The organism is Flaviramulus sp., from assembly GCF_982512915.1.
In genome coordinates, this window is record NZ_CEWOCJ010000007.1 from 138,407 (window position 1) to 156,855 (window position 18,449).

An 18,449-nucleotide genomic window follows, 5' to 3' on the forward strand; every position below is an offset into this window, starting at 1 on the left:
ATTATTATGTTTAAAAAAGGAACTAAATTATATAGTATTTTAACTGGAACTTGCCCTAAATGCCATCAAGAATCCATGTTTAAAAACCAAAATCCTTACAAGCTCTCTGAGGCTTTAAGTATGCACGAACATTGTTCTAACTGTAATACACGTTATAAAATTGAGCCTTCATTTTTTTACGGCTCTATGTATGTTAGCTATGGTGTAGGGATTGCTTTTGCTGTTGCAGCATTTGTGATTTCGCATTTTATCTTTGAGGCTGATATCGATAAAGTTTTTATTTCAATTATAGGAACATTAGTTGTTTTTATGCCAGTTATTTTGCGTTTATCAAGAAATATATGGATTAATCTTTTTATCCATTACGATAAATCGTTGGCTAAAAAGTAATTATTCAAACCTTTTAATATCAATATCATTATCTAAAACTGCATCATTTTCTATAAAATTGTAAAGTTTATTGGCAACATAGGGTCCTATCATAACACCACGAGTTCCCAAACCATTTAAAACATATAAATTTTTAAATTTAGGATGTTGCCCTACTAAAGGCCTTCTATCTTTAACTGTTGGCCTTACACCAGCTACTTGGTTTACAATTTTAAAAGAGCAATTAATAATTTTTTCTAGTTTATTTAGCAATTCATCTTTAGCAGTCTCTGTAACCTTATTACTTAAATCTTTCCACTCATAAGTGGCTCCTACTATATATAAATCATTTCCTAAGGGGATTATAAAAACAGCTGCTTTTAAAACATAATCAATATTTAAATCTGGTGCATGTATCGTTATTAACTCTCCTTTAGCTGGCACTAATGGTAAATAATTAAAATATGGGTTTTCTCTTATCCCAAAACCTTCTGCAAATACCATATTTTTTGCAATTATATTTTGATATTTAATACTGTTGTTTTCAAGAATTAATTGATTGTACTTAAAGATACTTTCATACAATGAATTATTATGAGATAATTCCATTTTAAATGCATCAAGCATCACTTTAACATCTACTCTACCAGTTTCAAAAACTTCACCAAACCCAAAGGGAGCATCAATGTTTTTATTACTATTTCGTATTATTTTAGTTGATAAATAATCTGAAAGTAATGGTTTATCTGAAGCTGCAAACCAATCATTTTGCTCTTCTAAAGAGGCGAATTTTCGATAAACGGGAATTTTATAATCTAACTTTAAGTTTAGTCTCTCTTCAAGTTTCGAATAAAATGTCACAGCTGTTTCCAATTGTTCTTTACTTTTCCAAACGGATGTAAATCGTTTTAAAACAACTGGATTATACAAACCGCCAGCGACTGTTGATGATAATTGAGAATTATTATCAAATACTATAAAAGACTTATTATTAGCTTTTAATTGTTCGCAAAAACTAATTCCTGCAATTCCAATACCAACAATTATATAATCTACATGCATGACTGCGCGAAGATAGTCAGAAAAATTACGCTTTATTTATATTGTTGAACAAAAAAAAACGCTCACTAAATAGTGAGCGTTTTTTTATAAATTTTTGAATTTTAATATGTCCACATATCTAATTCAAAATCTCTAATTTTATCTTTAATCCTTTCAGATTCTAATAATTGCATTAAAGCATTTTGAGATACATACTCGCTTACTGCTCTATCGCCTTGTACATTTTCTTCTCTAAAAATATAACCATGAAAACGTCTTGCGTTTAGCATATGATCAAAAGAAAATGGCATAGAACTATTTTCATTGTTAAAAGATTTAGCCGCGTGTAATACCTCTCTGGCATCTGGGAAAAATATCCAAAATAATGGTACTAAATCTGGTTCTTCTTCATCAATAAAATTAACATCCGGCGCAACGGGAGCAATACCTAGTAATCTGTATTTCATTTCTGCTTGACGCTTATCAAAATACCAAAGTCCTTTGATATGATACTGCTTAATATCAGCTGAAGTAATAGCTCTTTTATTAATGTATTCTGCAGATAATTCTTCACCGGCATTTAATTGCTCGATACCTAATTCTGTAGTGTCAATTTTAACTAAAGCAGCTTCAATATCTTTTAAAGTTCTCTTTGTTGTAAAATAAGAATCGTCATAGATGTTTTTTATTTCACCATCTTTAACGGCCTTCATAAGAACATCATACAATGATCTTCTATCGCTACCAATGTTGTTAGTATCTATCGGATAGTAAAGTGGAAAATTTGAACGTTCATCAAGAACTACTTTTTCCCAAACCATCTTAGAAAACAATATGTCTCTATCGTCAACATATCCATATTCTAATGGTTTATCATTGTCAACTGCCTTTTGAGCTTCTGTTCTCACACCTATTTCATCAGGGCTTTTAGCATTTAATATATTGGCTTGAGCAAACATACTTGATGCTGTAAAAACAGTAGTAACGGTTAATAAAAAACTCTTTAAATTCATGTGATTAATATTTATTGTTCTTTAAAGATGATATTTCATCTTAATCTTATTATACATTTTTATATGGTAATAACTAAACGCCGTAACCAGTAGTTTAGTTTGTTAACTCAACAAAAACTGGAGATACTTTTTTAAGTATGACACTAACACCACTAGCTTTAGCTTCGATGTCAAATATTTGAACATCTGATCCACGTTTTGCTTTACTTAATGCTTGCTGAGCTCTACTATCTAACTTATTTCCGTTAACATTTATTGTTGGCTGTCCAGCAACTTTAAATTTAAATCCAGTAACATTTAGTGTTAATTCAAAATCGAAATCATCAAATTTAGCTCCAATTGTTGAAATTTTAAGTGCATCACGTTGCATTTTTATTGCACCGTCTTCACCTCTAATTGTTCCTGTTGGTTTTGGTAAATCTTTAATTCTGAATTTAGCATTATCACTCACTTTACCTCCATCTGGCAAAGTCCCAGTTACATTAATAGTTACCTCTCTACCTTTAATTAAAGTTGCATCCATAATATAACTACTTCCAGCGCCTCTAGATAATCCTTGAGCACTAGCAGCTACTTTATTATCAGGAATACCAGCAAATGATATAGTCATTGGGTTTTTAACACCACGGTATACAACATTCATTTTATCCGCAGAAATTGTTGCTGCATTAGGCTTTGCTACTGTTGCAAATGATGATTTTACAGGAACTTCAATTTCTTCTCCATCTTGAGCAAAAATTAATTTTCCTTCAATTTTGTGTTCACCAACACCACCAGTCCCAATTTTCAACTTAACTTTACCATCTTCAATTGAATATTGATCAGCATTAAGCTTTCTACCATCTAGAGTTAATTCTACTCTACTAGGTTTTGTAGAAGCATCTTTACGTCCTAAAACGATTTGTCCATCAAACTGCTCGCCATTAAAATAAGCGGATTTAGATGTTTCCATCAAAGTTGTATAGTTTGTCATAGACACCTCACTAGAAAGTGTACCAGCTAACATATTAGACAAAACTTGAGACTCAGTAGTTTTAATATCAGATTGTAAAGACGTTAATTTAGTTAAAGACGCTACTAAAGGGTACCCTTTGTAGTGATAATCTAACCATTCTACTTTTACACCATCTCTATTAACAACTTCATTAGTACTAAATTTGTCATTAACTTCTTTTATAACAGTTTCCATACCTTTCTCGTCTGCTAAAATTTTAGCAACGCCTTCTCGAAAAGCTTTCATTTGACCTAAAAATGCTTGACCATCTTCTTTTATTTTGTCCCCTTTAAAAAAATGTTCATCAAGATAATCACCTTTGTCCATAATCTCATAATCTGTTGGATCATCGATTTTAGCAGTCATTTTAGTTTTTAAATCTTCTAAATAAGCACTAAAATTATGAGCTAAATCATCTATTTGATCAGCTTTAGCTTTTAAAGGTTCGAATTTTTCTTTTTGCTCGTTAGCTTTTACTTCTAGACTTGCTACAAAGCTATTATTTCTAGCTTCAGTAGCTTCGTTAGATTCCGTAAGCTTTTCATTCATTAATCCGAAGGCTGAAAGCACTTCCTTAGACATATTTAAAGCTAGCATTGCTATAAATATTAAATACATCAGATTAATCATTTTCTGTCTTGGTGTTAGATTTCCTCCTGCCATGTTTAATTAGGTTTTTTTGGTTAATTAATAATAAATTTGGGAATTAATAACTCTCCTAATTAGTTTTTATTCATTGCAGAAAGCATACCTCCATAAACACCATTTAATGATGATAAGTTAGAAGCTAAAGATTGCATTTGCTCTTTTAATTTAGCTGCATTTTCTACAGACTCTTCATTAATAGTTGCTTGTTTATTAGCACTTTCTAATTGTACTTTATAAAGACTGTTTAAAGATTCCATTTGAGCTGCAGCTAATGATAGTTCTTCACCATATTTCTTACTTGCTTCTATTGAATCAACAGTTGAAGACATATTTTTAGCAGCACCTTCAAATCCTCTGATGCTTTCTCCTAAACTAGAGATTAATTCACCATCAATTTTAGCTTCTTTTAATAAGTCGTCTAATTTTTTAGACAATAAACCTTGTGCGTCTTCTTTTCCTTCCTTTTTACTTGATTGTCCTCCAGCTAATTCTGGATATACTAATGACCAATCTAATTCATCATCAACTGGTTCGAATGCTGATAATGCAAATATAATTGCTTCGGTTACAAGTCCAATAGTTAACATCACGTTACCTGTAAGTGGTCCTATTTCAAAGTGAATAATTTTGAATAGAGCTCCAACGATTACAATTGCTGCTCCTAATCCATAAGCCATATTCATGAACTTTTTACTTGCTTTTGACTTTGCCATAATTTTCGATTTTTAAATTTTAAGTAGGTTTTACTTAAGTAGGTTAATTAATAGTTATATTGTTTTGATTAAAATTCTTAGTTACCGTTTTTTGTTACTTGTGTCCCCATATAATCTTGAACGGTTCTGAAACCTATGTAACTTCTTGCAGAATCTGCATATTCATAATCTCTAGAACTTACTTGTAAGAAGTATGCAACATCTTTCCATGAACCACCTCTAACAATTTTTCTTTGATTATTTTTATCGTTTACACTAGGGTTAATTGTTGATGTAAACTCATAAGCAGATGGATCATAAGATGCATTTACCCATTCAGATACATTTCCTGGCATATTATATAAATTATAATCATTTGGCTCGTAAGACTTTGCTTCTACCGTATATAATGCGTCATCGGCTGCATAATCACCTCTTACTGGTTTAAAGTTTGCCATAAAACAGCCTCTATCACTTTTAGTGTAAGGTCCACCCCAAGGGTAAGTAGCTGCTTGTAAGCCGCCTCTTGCTGCATATTCCCATTCTGCTTCAGATGGTAATCTAAAAGAATTTACAAATGCGGCACCTTTTCTAGATTTTTGATAAGTATTTTTGTTAATAGTCCTCCACTCACAAAATGCTTTTGCTTGTTTCCAGGTAATACCTACTACCGGATAATCACTGTAAGCATCATGCCAAAAATAATCGTTATGCATTGGCTCATTGTATGAGTAAGCAAAATCCCTAATCCAAACCGTTGTATCTGGATAGACTTCAATTTCTTCTTTTTTGATAACATCTTTACGCTTAATTCCTTTAGCTCTTGCAGCTTCTTGAATGTCCATATAACTATATTGGAATTTAAACTTTTTAACGTCCCAAGTACGTTGTCCGTTATAAGATTCTTCTAAAGGTAAATACATAGTATCCATGACTTCTGTATAATACTCATCTGGATAATCTGAAGTGTCAAAAATTAAATCAATATCTTTATTTAACTTTCTACCTTCATATCCTGTAGGTCCTAAACCTGTATAGTTTTCGAACATATACTTTTCGTAAACAGACATATTTGCGGTATCTGCATCTTTAAATGCAAATTCACCGATACCCCCGTCATCTGGCACTTTACCAACTTCATCAGCTAAAACAGCTAATTTCATTCTTACAATAGAATCTCTTACCCAGTTTACAAATTGACGGTATTCACTATTAGTGATTTCTGTTGCATCCATATAAAAGGCTCTCACTGTAACTGTTTTTGAAGGTGCGTCATTTACGCCTGCAAGATCGTCATCTGCTTTACCCATTATAAATGCACCGCCGGGGATAAGTTCCATGCCATAAGGCTTTTCTGGATGCCATTTTTTTCCTTGAACACCTACTAGTTCGCCCTTGTCTTTAGAGCCACAACTAATTAGTATTGCCATTACTGTAATTGATAATATAAACTTCTTCATATCCATAGAAAACTCGAGGTTAATTATTTTAAGCTTCATTTGAGAGCGTAAACATATTTATATATTTATTAAAAAACAACTTTTTATCTAAAAAATTTACATTTCATCGTAAAAAAAACACATTTTACCGATGAAATTGACTCTTTAACCATACTTTGTCTATTAAACACAATTCTTTTGAATTGCTTTATACCAACGGTCTGGCAACTTATCATTACATGCATCCAGGTAATCTTGATGCATGCAAGGTAATAACGTATGTCTTTTTAATTTATTATTAATTTCTGATAAAAAAGGAATCTCAATCCACCATCTACCAGTTTTATTACTTTTATAAAACACTAATTCTTCAGACTCGACTAAGGTTATAAATTTTTGATAATTCATATCATCTGAAAAATCATCATCTTTTACTCTAAAATTTACTCCCTCAATAAAGTACCAAATCATTTGTGATACTAACATAGATGTTAATTCATCATCTTTTGAAGGTTTATATTCATAAATTCCAAATGAAGTTACTTTATTACTAATACCAGCATAACGGGAAATAGCACAAATCTCCTTACCATCTAAACCATTTGGAGAATATTTTTGTTTTAAACTTACCTCTGCACCTTTTACAGATGTTAAATCTATAGTTACAATATTAGCATCACGCATTACAGGTTCTACAATCTTAATATTCTTTGAAACCTCACCTAATCTATAGGATTCAAAATACAGATTATCCATTAAATCAATTTCTTCTTGAGAATTGAAGTAAGTTTGATAACCCACAGTTGCATAGTTAAAAAGATTATAAGGCTCGTTTAAAATTATTTTTCCAATAAAACTATTATTTTTTATGGGCTTTGTTGAATCTCCTAAATCGAATTTTGCATCAACATTTACTATGTTTACCATTGGTATTAAACCATCATAAGCTCTGTAATTAGGGTAAGTAAGATCTTGAGAACCACCTAAGATAATAGGTATAATATTTTCTTTTAATAATATATTGATAGTTTCTTTTAGTGCAAAATAAGTATCCTCCACACTTTCACCTTTACTTATATCACCTAAATCAGCAATATTTACATTCCAGCTTCCGGGGAATAGACTATAAAATGCTTTTCTTATTTCATCTAAATATATAGTTTCTCCAATATAGTTAATATCATTTCTGTTTTCTAAAACACCAATAATAGCTATTTTAACACCTTCTAAATCTGGAATTCCATTGTGAATTGTGTGAATTTTAAGCTTTCTGCCTATAGCTTGTTGGGATAACAACTCATTGTGAGCAAGAACTAAATCTGAAACAGGTGATAAAAAACTAAAGTTCATTTATAAAAACGAAAATTGATGTTGGTAAATTGAAATTTTAATTTCACACAAATATCAATAGAATAAATGAGTTTTTTATCACCTAAATGTTAAAATAATCGATGAATCACCAATTTTAATTAATTCTTTTTGAGTTATTAATTTTTATTTTAAAAAATAATTAACACTAATTATTTTTTCTTGGAAGCTGATTTTTTAACAGGCGCTTTTTTCTTTGGCATTTTAGCTTCAATTAATTCTTTAGCCTTATCTAAAGTCATTTTAGAAACATCAACAGTTTTAGCTAACTCAACTTTTATTTTTCCTTTAAGAATATTATGTCTTCCCCAACGCGCTTTTTCAACACTAATACCATCTTGTTCCCAATTATGAATAACTTTATCTTTCTCTTTTTGAATCTTATCTTCAATTAACTCAATAATATCATTATTTGATAAATCGTTCCAATCGTATTTTTTATTGACATTTATAAACATATCGTTCCATTTAATAAACGGACCAAAACGCCCTTTACCTTTTTGTACTGGTAAATTTTGATACATATATATAGGAGCATCTGCTTTTTGCTTTTCATTAATTAAAACAATAGCATCATCAAGCTCTACGCTTAAGGCATCAACTCCTTTTGAAAGGGACACAAAAGAATCACCAAATTTCACATAAGGACCAAAACGACCATTATTAACCTCAACCTTTTCTCCTTTGTATTGACCTAAATTTTTTGGTAATTGAAATAAATCCATTGCTTCTTGATAAGTAATGGTATTTAATTGTTGTTCTGGACTTAAACTTGCAAACTGCGGTTTTTCTTCATCATCAACAGTACCTATTTGAACCATGGGTCCAAATTTCCCTAAACGCACACTCACTTGTTTTCCAGATTTAGGATCTGTACCTAATATTCGCTCACCAGATTCTCTATCTGCATTTTCTTGAACATCAATAACAACCGGATGGAAATCTTTATAGAATGATTTCATCACTTTAGTCCAATCTTCATTGCCTTCAGCAATTTCATCAAAATCAGCTTCTACCTTTGCTGTAAAATTATAATCTAAAATGTGTTCGAAATGATTTACTAAAAAATCTGTAACAATCATACCTATATCAGTAGGTACTAATTTCCCTTTATCTGATCCAACTTTTTCTCTCAGTAATTTATCTTTTACAGTACCATTTTTTAAAGTAAGTTGAGTATAACTTCGCTCCTCACCATCAACTGTACCTTTTTCTACATAATTTCTATTTTGAATTGTAGAAATAGTTGGTGCATAAGTAGATGGACGACCAATACCTAATTCTTCTAGTTTTTTAACCAACGATGCTTCAGTATATCTTGCTGGTGGACGCGTATAACGCTCTGTAGCAGTAATATAATTATTAAGCAAAGTCTCATTAGTTCTCATAGCTGGAAGCATGCCTTCTTGTTCAATATCTTCATCATCAGTTCCTTCTAAATATACTTTTAAAAAACCATCAAAAGTGATAACCTCACCATTAGCCGTAAAGGCTTCATTATGGGTTGATGCACTAATTTTAACATTAGTTCGCTCTAATTCTGCCTCACTCATTTGTGATGCAATAGATCGTTTCCAAATTAAATCATATAATCTAGCTTGATCTCTATCGATATCTACTGAATGCAGAGAAAAATCTGTTGGGCGAATAGCCTCATGCGCCTCTTGTGCGCCTTTTGATTTTCCTTTATAATTTCTTGGATTACTATATTTTGAACCGTAAGCACTTTTTATTTCTGCCTCTGCGCCTTTTCTAGCTTCATCAGATAAATTTACACTATCAGTTCTCATATATGTAATCAAACCAGCTTCATAAAGGCGTTGTGCCATATTCATGGTTTTACTTACTGAAAAATATAACTTACGTGATGCTTCTTGTTGTAAGGTTGATGTTGTAAACGGCGCTGCTGGTGCTTTTTTAGCAGGTTTTTTTTCTAAATCGGCTACTTTAAAAGATGCGGCTGTGTTATTTTCTAAGAATTTTTGTGCTTCAGCTTTTGTTGAAAAATTCTTAGGTAGCTTCGCTTTAAAAGTTTGTCCGTCTTCATTTGAAAATTCCGCATCAACTCTGTAAGATCCCACAGGCGTAAACTCTTGAATCTCTCTTTCTTTCTCAACAATTAAACGTACCGAAACCGATTGAACGCGACCTGCCGATAAACCACCTTTTACTTTTCTCCATAAAACAGGAGATAACTCATAACCAACAATTCTATCTAAAACACGACGTGCTTGTTGTGCATCTACTAAATCATAATCTATACCTCTTGGATTTTCAATAGCTTTTAAAATGGCTGATTTTGTAATTTCATGAAAAACAATACGCTTAGTTTTGTTTTTATCCAACTGCAACGTTTCTGCCAAATGCCACGCAATAGCCTCTCCTTCTCTATCTTCATCACTTGCTAACCAAACCATTTCTGCTTTTTTAGCTAAGTCTTTAAGTTTCTTTACAACGGCTGTTTTATCTTTTGAAACTTCATATTTGGGTTTGAAATCACCTTCAACATCTACTCCTAATTCCTTTGAAGGCAAATCTGAAATATGTCCAAAACTAGATTCTACTTTAAAATCTTTTCCAAGAAATTTTTCAATGGTTTTTGCCTTAGCAGGTGACTCAACTATCACTAAATTCTTCGCCATACTACGTTTTTTGTGTGTACAAATGTATATGAAAAAAAGTTTAACTTCCTAATTTTATAAATTTTCTATTTTATTTTTAAATGAAAAAAGCCTGTGTTTTGAGTTATGAACACAGGCTTTTTTCATTGTATTTTTAAAATTTATTCTACATGTTTTTCAAAATTTTCAATAACATTGTTTTCATTAAAACCAACAACGTTTTTATATATTAAATACATAGGATGATACATAAATGGCGATAAAAACAGTGAACCCAAACCACATGTAACGAGAGTTAAAACTATTACACACAAATAAGCAACTACAAACAATCCAAAAGAGAGTAACCATTTTTTGTTTCCTAATTTAAAACTTACATTCACAATATCTCCAACACTTAATTCTGGATTAAAGGCAAAAATTAAAACAAAATATGATAACGGTACAATGGCATATATTAAAGGAATGTAACACAATAAGGCTGCAGGAATAGCAATTATAATTGTTACTACCATTAATAAAAACGTTTTAATTAAATACTTCCCTTTAAAGAAATAAAAGAAATCTGAGGTGGTTACTTGCTCGTTATAATCGAGCTTTTTCATTATTCTGTAAAAACCAGCATTTAACGCTAAAGATATAGCACTTAAAACAAAAACGCCAACAATAACAATTAGAATATATAAAACAGACATACTTGCAAAAAAATTATCAAACAGTTCCGTATCATTATATCCAGTCTCTTGTTGTGCTATTATGAGCCCAAAAAAAGGTACATAAAAAACAATAATTAAAGGTATCATGATTATTAAAATAAAAACTTGCATTAAAAAACCTTGTAATATGGTTTTCTTAAACAACTCAATAGATTCACTAAAAATGGTTCCAAAATCTAAAGCTTGTGCTTGATTTATTTTTTCTGATAATTTTGTAATCGTATTCATTATTGCTTGTATGTTATTGAATGTTTAAATGTAAATTATTTTTAAAACTTAAACTAATTGATTAAAAAGTCAAAACTAACCTTTAAAATAAAATTATCAAAAATTTAAACTGACACTTTGTCATAAAACATAAATTAATTGTATCTTTGCATGCTTATTGGAAGAGTAGGATTTCAAGAAATTATGGAAAAAATTATAGACGAAAATAAACAAGGTGAATCTTTAGTTTTAGAACAAAAAGACACTAATAAACGTAAACTTTTTATTGAAAGTTATGGATGTGCTATGAATTTTAGCGATAGCGAAATAGTAGCTTCTATTTTATCAGAACAAGGTTTTAATACCACTCAAAAACTTGAGGAAGCTGATTTAGTTCTAGTAAATACCTGCTCTATTAGAGATAAAGCAGAACAAACTGTTCGAAAACGTTTAGAAAAATATAACGCCGTAAAACGAGACCATAACCCAAAAATGAAAGTTGGCGTTTTAGGCTGTATGGCAGAGCGTTTAAAAACTAAATTTTTAGAAGAAGAAAAAATTATTGACCTTGTTGTTGGACCTGATGCCTACAAAGATTTACCTAATTTAATAGCAGAAGTTGAAGAAGGTAGAGATGCCATCAACGTTATTTTATCAAAAGATGAAACTTATGGCGATATTTCACCTGTGAGATTAAACACAAATGGTGTTACTGCTTTTGTTTCAATAACAAGAGGTTGCGATAATATGTGTACATTTTGTGTAGTACCATTTACTAGAGGAAGAGAACGCAGTAGAGATCCACAAAGTATTATTGAAGAAATTAACGATTTAAGGAGCAAGGGTTTTAAAGAAGTAACCCTACTTGGGCAAAATGTTGATAGTTACTTGTGGTATGGTGGTGGTTTGAAAAAAGACTTTGAAAAAGCTAACGTTATGCAAAAAGCAACCTCTGTTAACTTTTCTAAATTATTAGAGCTTTGCGCCAAAGCACAGCCTAAAATGCGTATTCGTTTTTCAACCTCAAATCCACAAGATTTTACAATCGATGTGATTGAAACCATGGCAAAATATCAAAATATTTGTAACCATATTCACTTGCCAGTTCAAAGTGGTAGTAATCGCATTCTAAAAGAAATGAATCGTTTACACACAAGAGAAGAATATATGCAACTTATTTATAATATTAAAAAAATCATACCAAACTGTGCTATTAGCCAAGATATGATAGTTGGCTTTCCTACTGAAACCGAAGAAGATTTTCAGGACACAGTATCATTAATGGAGTATGTAAAATATGATTTTGGATATATGTTTACTTATTCTGAACGCCCTGGAACTTTAGCAGAACGCAAAATGGATGATGATGTTCCACAAGCTGATAAAAAAAGAAGATTAGCAGAAATTGTAGAACTCCAACAAGTACATAGTGGTTTTAGAACAAGAGAAAATCTAAACTCAGTGGTTGAAGTTTTAATAGAAAAAGAATCTAAAAAATCAGAAAAACACTGGTCTGGTCGCACACCACAAAGCCTCGTTACGGTTTTCCCTAAAGGAAACTATAAAATTGGAGATTTTGTAAATGTAAAAGTTATAGATTGTACAAGCGCTACACTTATTGGTGAAGCAATTGGATACTCAGAAAATAATTAAAATGGAGTCAGTTCAAGCTATAAAACAACGTTTCGGTATCATTGGAAATTCAGCATCTCTTAACCGAGCTATTGAAAAAGCGATTCAGGTAGCACCAACTGATATTTCTGTTTTAGTTACCGGCGAAAGTGGCGTTGGTAAAGAAAGTATTCCGAAAATCATCCACCAATTATCTCACAGAAAACACAATAAATACATCGCTGTAAACTGTGGCGCCATTCCGGAAGGCACCATTGACAGTGAACTTTTTGGACATGAGAAAGGCTCATTTACAGGTGCAACTCAAACCCGCGAAGGTTATTTTGAAGTCGCAGACGGCGGTACTATTTTCCTAGATGAAGTTGGAGAATTACCACTTACAACTCAAGTACGTTTATTACGTGTTCTTGAAAATGGTGAGTTTTTAAAAGTAGGCTCCAGTAAAGTGCAAAAAACAAATGTGCGTATTGTTGCTGCTACCAACGTAAACATGTATGAAGCCATACAAAAAGAAAAATTTCGTGAAGATTTATTTTACCGCTTAAGCACCGTAGATATTCATTTACCGCCACTTAGAGAGCGTCAGGAAGACATTCATTTACTGTTTAGAAAGTTTGCAAGTGATTTTGCTTTAAAATATAAAATGCCAACCATCAAACTTACAGATAATGCCACTCAAATATTACTAAAACACAGATGGAGTGGTAATATTCGACAGTTAAGAAACATCGCTGAACAACTATCCGTTTTAGAGCAAAACAGAACAATTTCAGCCGAAACCTTAAAAAGCTATCTACCTATTTCAGGAACTAATTTGCCCGCAGTTATAAAAACATCTAAATCCGATAGCGACTTTAGTAGTGAACGTGAAATTCTATACAAAGTGCTTTTCGATATGAAAAGCGATCTTAACGATTTGAAAAAATTGACTATGGAATTAATGAAAACAGGTAACGTTAAAGATGTTGAAAAAAACAACGAAAGTCTGATTCAAAAAATCTATGGAAATGATAATGATGAAGATGCCGATTATGAAGATTCTATTGAAAACACGGAAGTAATTTCAATCCCAGAACATACATCAAATACAGATGACACATTAACAATACACGATAAATATCATTTTGCTGAAGAAATTGAAGAAGAAGAAACCTTGTCGCTACAAGATAAAGAATTAGAATTAATAAAAAAATCCCTTGAGCGTCACAGCGGAAAACGTAAATTAGCAGCTAACGAATTGGGAATAAGCGAACGTACGCTTTACAGAAAAATTAAACAATACGATTTATAATTCAATCGCTATAATATACATGAAAAAGCACTTTTTATACTTTTTACTTTTAGCATTTAGCGTTTCGCTTTCAGGTTGTGGCATCTACTCATTTACAGGTGCTTCCATCCCATCAGGTACTGAAACTTATCAAGTTAATTATTTTGAAAACAATTCGCTTTTAATAGAGCCAGGTTTAGAACGTGATTTTAAAATTGTACTTGAAGATTTAATTCAAAACCAAACAAACTTAACTTTAGTTCCTTCAAATGGCGATTTAGTTTATGAAGGAGAAATCTCAGAATACCGAATTTCACCAACAACAGCAACCTCACAAAACACAGCTGCACAAAACAGACTAACTATTAGTGTAAAACTGCGTTTTTTTAATAAAAAAGATGAAGAAGATGATTTAGAACAAACTTTTTCTTTTTTTTATGATTACCCTGGAAGTGAACAACTAATTGGGTCGCAAAAAACAACAGCGCATGAAGAGATTTTTGAGCGTATAACTCAAGATATTTTCAACGCTACTTTAGCAAAATGGTAATGAATCATACAGATTTTACAAACTTACTCCAAAACCCTCAAAAAATAACACATGAGGAAACCGAAGCTATAAAATCTATCATTGATGAATTTCCTTATTTTCAATCTGCAAGAGCTATCTATCTTAAAGCATTAAAAAAACAAAGTAGTTTTAAATATAACCAAGAACTTAAAACAACAGCCGCTTACACTTTTGACAGAAGTATTTTATTTGATTACATTACTTCTGAAGCTTTCGTTCAAAATGAAATTTCTCAATTTATTAAACAAAACATAGCTCATCTCAAAGATTTAGATGTTATAGTTGAAGATCTTTCAGTTAATAAAAGTGTTAAAATTGACCATACTTTAAAACAACAAATAATTGATACTGAAGGTGTTTTAGACCCTAATTTATTTGAACCAAAAGAATCACGCCCAAAAAAAATTTTTATTTTAGATGAAACAGAATCTATTGAGAATATCACCGAAGAAGTCATAGCCACTGAAGCTACACCTGATGAAATTTTAAATTTAGGAAAACCTCTACAGTTTGATAAAAGAGAAACGCACTCCTTTAACGAATGGCTTAAGCTAACACAATTTAAACCTATTAAAAGAGAGCTAAAAAATGAACCTCTAGGTCTAACATCTGAAGCTCAAGAAAAAGAAAAAAAGTTTCAGCTTATTGATAAATTTATATCTCAAAACCCAAAAATCAATCCTACCAAAGCAGTAACCCAAAAAGGGAATTTAGCTAAAGCCCAAATGATTCAGCCAGAATCATTAATGACAGAGACTTTAGCTAGGATTTATGTCGAGCAAAAAAACTTCAAAAAAGCAATTCAATCTTATAAAATTTTAAGTTTGAAATATCCAGAAAAAAGTAGTTTCTTTGCAAACCAAATCAAAGCAGTAGAACAATTACAAGAACAAAACAATAAAGAATAATGAGTACGTTTACAATATTTTTAGCATTAATAGTTGTAGTAGCCTTTTTACTAATCGTTGTAATTATGGTGCAAAACCCTAAGGGTGGTGGATTATCTTCATCTTTTGGTGGCGGTGGCACACAACAATTAGGTGGTGTGAAAAAGACAACTGACTTTTTAGATAAAAGCACATGGACTTTAGCTACACTTTTATTAGTATTAATTTTACTTTCTAATGTAGCCATCAATAAAGGTTCAGAAACTTTAGATTCTAAAGCATTAGATTTAGATGCTACAACAACACAACCCTTACCAGCAATTCCTGCTGATACAACTAATGATACTACTACACCAGCAGATTCAACAGAAGAATAGGTAATACCAAAAAAATAAAAAAAATGCCAACTTATACAGTTGGCATTTTTTATTTCTGCAAGTTTGTCAGTAATGATCTATTGGCACATTTTTAGCTTGATAATAAAAACAAATAATAATTTAATTAAAAGTAATATAACAATGAGCTTAAACATTAAACCATTAGCAGACCGCGTTCTTATTGAACCTGCTGCTGCTGAAACTAAAACAGCATCTGGAATTATCATTCCAGATAACGCTAAAGAAAAACCACAAAAAGGAACTGTTGTAGCTGCCGGACCAGGCACTAAAGACGATCCTATTACCGTAAAAGTTGGCGATACTGTTTTATATGGCAAATATGCTGGAACAGAGCTTAAACTAGAAGGTAAAGATTATTTAATAATGCGTGAGAGTGATATTCTTGCAATTGTTTAATTAAAGTAAAATTTAAAAAAATGGCAAAAGATATAAAATTTGATATTGAAGCACGCGACGGTTTAAAACGTGGCGTTGATGCATTGGCTAATGCAGTAAAAGTAACATTAGGACCTAAAGGACGTAACGTCATTATTAGTAAAAGCTTTGGTGCTCCTCAGGTAACTAAAGATGGTGTTTCTGTAGCTAAAGAAATAGAATTAGAGAATCCACTTGAAAACATGGGTGCTCAAATGGTTAAAGAAGTTGCCTCAAAAACTAATGATTTAGCAGGAGATGGCACAACTACAGCTACCGTTTTAGCACAAGCTATTGTAAAAGAAGGTTTGAAAAATGTGGCTGCAGGCGCTAATCCAATGGATTTAAAGCGTGGGATTGACAAAGCAGTAGAAGCTATTGTTAAAGACCTTGAAAAGCAAGCTAAAAAAGTTGGTAATTCATCAGAAATGATCAAACAAGTAGCATCTATTTCTGCTAACAATGATGATACCATTGGTGATCTAATTGCTAAAGCCTTTAGTAAAGTTGGGAAAGAAGGTGTTATTACCGTTGAAGAAGCTAAAGGCATGGATACTTATGTTGATGTTGTTGAAGGTATGCAATTTGATAGAGGTTACTTATCTCCTTACTTTGTAACAGATGCAGATAAAATGATTGCTGATTTAGAAAATCCATATATTTTATTATTTGATAAAAAGATTTCTAACTTACAAGAAATTCTTCCAATATTAGAACCTGTTGCACAATCTGGTCGTCCATTATTAATTATTGCTGAAGATGTAGACGGACAAGCGTTAGCCACATTGGTTGTAAACAAATTACGTGGCGGACTTAAAATTGCTGCTGTAAAAGCACCTGGTTTTGGAGACAGACGTAAAGCCATGTTAGAAGATATAGCTATATTAACTGGCGGAACTGTAATTTCTGAAGAGCGAGGGTTTACGTTAGAAAATGCTGATTTAAGTATGTTAGGTACTGCAGAAACCGTAACTATTGATAAAGACAATACTACTATTGTAAATGGTTCTGGTGATGCAAAAGACATTAAAGCTAGAGTAAATCAAATTAAAGCACAAATTGAAACTACCACTAGTGATTACGACAAAGAAAAATTACAAGAGCGTTTAGCTAAATTAGCTGGTGGTGTTGCAGTTTTATATGTTGGCGCTGCAAGTGAAGTTGAAATGAAAGAGAAAAAAGACCGTGTTGATGATGCTTTACATGCCACAAGAGCTGCCGTTGAAGAAGGTATTGTTGCAGGTGGTGGTGTTGCATTAGTAAGAGCAAAATCAGTTTTAGAAAAACTTACTACTGATAATTTAGACGAAACAACTGGTGTTCAAATTGTAGCACGTGCTATCGAATCTCCATTACGTACTATTGTTGAAAATGCTGGTGGCGAAGGAAGCGTTGTAGTTTCTAAAGTTATGGAAGGCAAAGGCTCATTTGGTTACGATGCTAAATCTGAAACTTATGTAGATATGTTGAAGGTTGGAATTATTGATCCCAAGAAAGTTACTCGTATAGCTTTAGAAAATGCAGCTTCAGTTGCTGGAATGATTCTTACAACAGAGTGTGCTTTAATAGATATTAAGGAAGAATCTGCAGGTCATCCTCCAATGGGTGGCGGCATGCCAGGAATGATGTAAATTGAAAGTTTTCAATTAATATAAACTAAAACGCTTCAAAATAATTTGAAGCGTTTTTTTTGTAAATTTAATTATAGAAATAAGAATAAAATTATTCTTTATGATCTCCAACGATTTGTTCGTCTCTATATTTACAACAAGGATGTACCAAAGCATAAGCTTCATCAGTTGCTTTTATTTGCTTAGTATCATGTCCAACTGCCGCTATATTTTTTTCAATAGCTTTTAAATTGGTTTTGTTTTCATCGAAAAACAATTTCAATTCATGCGTTTTAACATCCCAACTAGCACTTTTTACTCCTTTAGTTGCTAAACATGCTTTTTCTATTCTAGATTTACACATCATACAAACGCCATCTACTTCCAAAGAAGCTTTTGCATTTTTGTTTTGAGCAAAAAGTGTCATTCCCGTAAATAGCATAGCTATAATTATTATTTTTTTCATATTGTCTATTTTAATTTGTTTTAATTTATTTTAAATCTGAATCCAGCGTAATACATACTTCCAAAAATTGGTCCATATACAAAGTTAGTATCA

Annotated in this window: 17 protein-coding genes; 8 read left to right on the plus strand and 9 right to left on the minus strand. The window is 31.6% G+C overall.

Features of this window, described 5'->3' with window-relative positions:
* Window positions 1-6: 6 nt before the first annotated feature.
* Window positions 7-390 carry a DUF983 domain-containing protein gene (locus tag AC1XJX_RS07090; protein ID WP_482003270.1) on the plus strand — a complete coding sequence of 128 codons (384 nt, stop codon included), beginning with the start codon at window positions 7-9 and terminating at the stop codon, window positions 388-390.
* Here AC1XJX_RS07090 and AC1XJX_RS07095 read toward each other — a convergent pair whose 3' ends face one another.
* The 8 genes from AC1XJX_RS07095 to AC1XJX_RS07130 form a co-directional block, all read right to left on the minus strand.
* Window positions 391-1,431 (minus strand): NAD(P)/FAD-dependent oxidoreductase, encoded by a 1,041-nt coding sequence (locus AC1XJX_RS07095; RefSeq protein WP_482003271.1) that lies wholly within the window; start codon window positions 1,429-1,431, stop codon window positions 391-393.
* A 101-nt stretch (window positions 1,432-1,532) separates the two neighbouring features.
* Window positions 1,533-2,423 carry a type IX secretion system ring subunit PorN/GldN gene (gene porN, locus AC1XJX_RS07100; protein ID WP_482003272.1) on the minus strand — a complete coding sequence of 297 codons (891 nt, stop codon included), beginning with the start codon at window positions 2,421-2,423 and terminating at the stop codon, window positions 1,533-1,535.
* Between the two features lie 94 nt (window positions 2,424-2,517).
* Window positions 2,518-4,080 carry a type IX secretion system motor protein PorM/GldM gene (gene porM, locus AC1XJX_RS07105; protein ID WP_482003273.1) on the minus strand — a complete coding sequence of 521 codons (1,563 nt, stop codon included), beginning with the start codon at window positions 4,078-4,080 and terminating at the stop codon, window positions 2,518-2,520.
* 59 nt (window positions 4,081-4,139) lie between these two features.
* A complete protein-coding gene (gene porL / locus AC1XJX_RS07110; protein WP_482003274.1) occupies window positions 4,140-4,778 on the minus strand; it encodes a type IX secretion system motor protein PorL/GldL in 639 nt (212 codons plus the stop codon).
* Between the two features lie 77 nt (window positions 4,779-4,855).
* Complete coding sequence (gene porK / locus AC1XJX_RS07115) at window positions 4,856-6,217, minus strand: T9SS ring complex lipoprotein PorK/GldK (protein WP_482003275.1); 1,362 nt, start codon at window positions 6,215-6,217, stop codon at window positions 4,856-4,858.
* Between the two features lie 162 nt (window positions 6,218-6,379).
* Window positions 6,380-7,546, minus strand: coding sequence for a formimidoylglutamase (locus tag AC1XJX_RS07120; protein WP_482003276.1), 1,167 nt, complete (start codon window positions 7,544-7,546; stop codon window positions 6,380-6,382).
* 170 nt (window positions 7,547-7,716) lie between these two features.
* A complete protein-coding gene (gene topA, locus AC1XJX_RS07125; RefSeq protein WP_482003277.1) occupies window positions 7,717-10,206 on the minus strand; it encodes a type I DNA topoisomerase in 2,490 nt (829 codons plus the stop codon).
* Between the two features lie 140 nt (window positions 10,207-10,346).
* The gene (locus AC1XJX_RS07130) at window positions 10,347-11,129 is read right to left on the minus strand and encodes a hypothetical protein (RefSeq protein WP_482003278.1); all 783 of its coding nucleotides are present in this window, start codon (window positions 11,127-11,129) and stop codon (window positions 10,347-10,349) included.
* Window positions 11,130-11,312: 183 nt separating this feature from the next.
* Here AC1XJX_RS07130 and miaB point away from each other — a divergent pair, with 183 nt between their 5' ends.
* The 7 genes from miaB to groL all read left to right on the plus strand — a co-directional run bounded on the left by miaB (window position 11,313) and on the right by groL (window position 17,911).
* Window positions 11,313-12,761 carry a tRNA (N6-isopentenyl adenosine(37)-C2)-methylthiotransferase MiaB gene (gene miaB / locus AC1XJX_RS07135; protein WP_482003291.1) on the plus strand — a complete coding sequence of 483 codons (1,449 nt, stop codon included), beginning with the start codon at window positions 11,313-11,315 and terminating at the stop codon, window positions 12,759-12,761.
* 1 nt (window position 12,762) lies between these two features.
* Complete coding sequence (locus tag AC1XJX_RS07140) at window positions 12,763-14,031, plus strand: sigma-54 interaction domain-containing protein (RefSeq protein WP_482003279.1); 1,269 nt, start codon at window positions 12,763-12,765, stop codon at window positions 14,029-14,031.
* A gap of 19 nt (window positions 14,032-14,050) precedes the next feature.
* Window positions 14,051-14,560 carry an LPS assembly lipoprotein LptE gene (lptE, locus tag AC1XJX_RS07145; protein ID WP_482003280.1) on the plus strand — a complete coding sequence of 170 codons (510 nt, stop codon included), beginning with the start codon at window positions 14,051-14,053 and terminating at the stop codon, window positions 14,558-14,560.
* Window positions 14,560-15,489: a hypothetical protein gene (locus AC1XJX_RS07150; RefSeq protein ID WP_482003281.1), complete on the plus strand. Its 930-nt coding sequence runs from the start codon at window positions 14,560-14,562 to the stop codon at window positions 15,487-15,489. The genes lptE and AC1XJX_RS07150 overlap by 1 nt, the downstream gene beginning before the upstream one ends.
* Complete coding sequence (secG, locus tag AC1XJX_RS07155) at window positions 15,489-15,845, plus strand: preprotein translocase subunit SecG (protein ID WP_482003282.1); 357 nt, start codon at window positions 15,489-15,491, stop codon at window positions 15,843-15,845. Before AC1XJX_RS07150 ends, secG begins: the two co-directional genes overlap by 1 nt.
* A 141-nt stretch (window positions 15,846-15,986) precedes the next feature.
* A complete protein-coding gene (locus AC1XJX_RS07160; protein ID WP_482003283.1) occupies window positions 15,987-16,262 on the plus strand; it encodes a co-chaperone GroES in 276 nt (91 codons plus the stop codon).
* A gap of 20 nt (window positions 16,263-16,282) precedes the next feature.
* A complete protein-coding gene (gene groL / locus AC1XJX_RS07165) occupies window positions 16,283-17,911 on the plus strand; it encodes a chaperonin GroEL (RefSeq protein WP_482003284.1) in 1,629 nt (542 codons plus the stop codon).
* 91 nt (window positions 17,912-18,002) lie between these two features.
* Here groL and AC1XJX_RS07170 read toward each other — a convergent pair whose 3' ends face one another.
* Window positions 18,003-18,356: a heavy-metal-associated domain-containing protein gene (locus tag AC1XJX_RS07170; protein WP_482003285.1), complete on the minus strand. Its 354-nt coding sequence runs from the start codon at window positions 18,354-18,356 to the stop codon at window positions 18,003-18,005.
* Between the last annotated feature and the right edge of the window lie 93 nt (window positions 18,357-18,449).

Coding starts and splice junctions, on each gene's coding strand:
- AC1XJX_RS07090 (WP_482003270.1), top strand. CDS start 7: ATGTTTAAAAAAGGAACTAAATTATATAGTATTTTAACTGGAACTTGC.
- AC1XJX_RS07095 (WP_482003271.1), bottom strand. CDS start 1,431: ATGCATGTAGATTATATAATTGTTGGTATTGGAATTGCAGGAATTAGT.
- porN (WP_482003272.1), bottom strand. CDS start 2,423: ATGAATTTAAAGAGTTTTTTATTAACCGTTACTACTGTTTTTACAGCA.
- porM (WP_482003273.1), bottom strand. CDS start 4,080: ATGGCAGGAGGAAATCTAACACCAAGACAGAAAATGATTAATCTGATG.
- porL (WP_482003274.1), bottom strand. CDS start 4,778: ATGGCAAAGTCAAAAGCAAGTAAAAAGTTCATGAATATGGCTTATGGA.
- porK (WP_482003275.1), bottom strand. CDS start 6,217: ATGAAGAAGTTTATATTATCAATTACAGTAATGGCAATACTAATTAGT.
- AC1XJX_RS07120 (WP_482003276.1), bottom strand. CDS start 7,546: ATGAACTTTAGTTTTTTATCACCTGTTTCAGATTTAGTTCTTGCTCAC.
- topA (WP_482003277.1), bottom strand. CDS start 10,206: ATGGCGAAGAATTTAGTGATAGTTGAGTCACCTGCTAAGGCAAAAACC.
- AC1XJX_RS07130 (WP_482003278.1), bottom strand. CDS start 11,129: ATGAATACGATTACAAAATTATCAGAAAAAATAAATCAAGCACAAGCT.
- miaB (WP_482003291.1), top strand. CDS start 11,313: ATGGAAAAAATTATAGACGAAAATAAACAAGGTGAATCTTTAGTTTTA.
- AC1XJX_RS07140 (WP_482003279.1), top strand. CDS start 12,763: ATGGAGTCAGTTCAAGCTATAAAACAACGTTTCGGTATCATTGGAAAT.
- lptE (WP_482003280.1), top strand. CDS start 14,051: ATGAAAAAGCACTTTTTATACTTTTTACTTTTAGCATTTAGCGTTTCG.
- AC1XJX_RS07150 (WP_482003281.1), top strand. CDS start 14,560: ATGAATCATACAGATTTTACAAACTTACTCCAAAACCCTCAAAAAATA.
- secG (WP_482003282.1), top strand. CDS start 15,489: ATGAGTACGTTTACAATATTTTTAGCATTAATAGTTGTAGTAGCCTTT.
- AC1XJX_RS07160 (WP_482003283.1), top strand. CDS start 15,987: ATGAGCTTAAACATTAAACCATTAGCAGACCGCGTTCTTATTGAACCT.
- groL (WP_482003284.1), top strand. CDS start 16,283: ATGGCAAAAGATATAAAATTTGATATTGAAGCACGCGACGGTTTAAAA.
- AC1XJX_RS07170 (WP_482003285.1), bottom strand. CDS start 18,356: ATGAAAAAAATAATAATTATAGCTATGCTATTTACGGGAATGACACTT.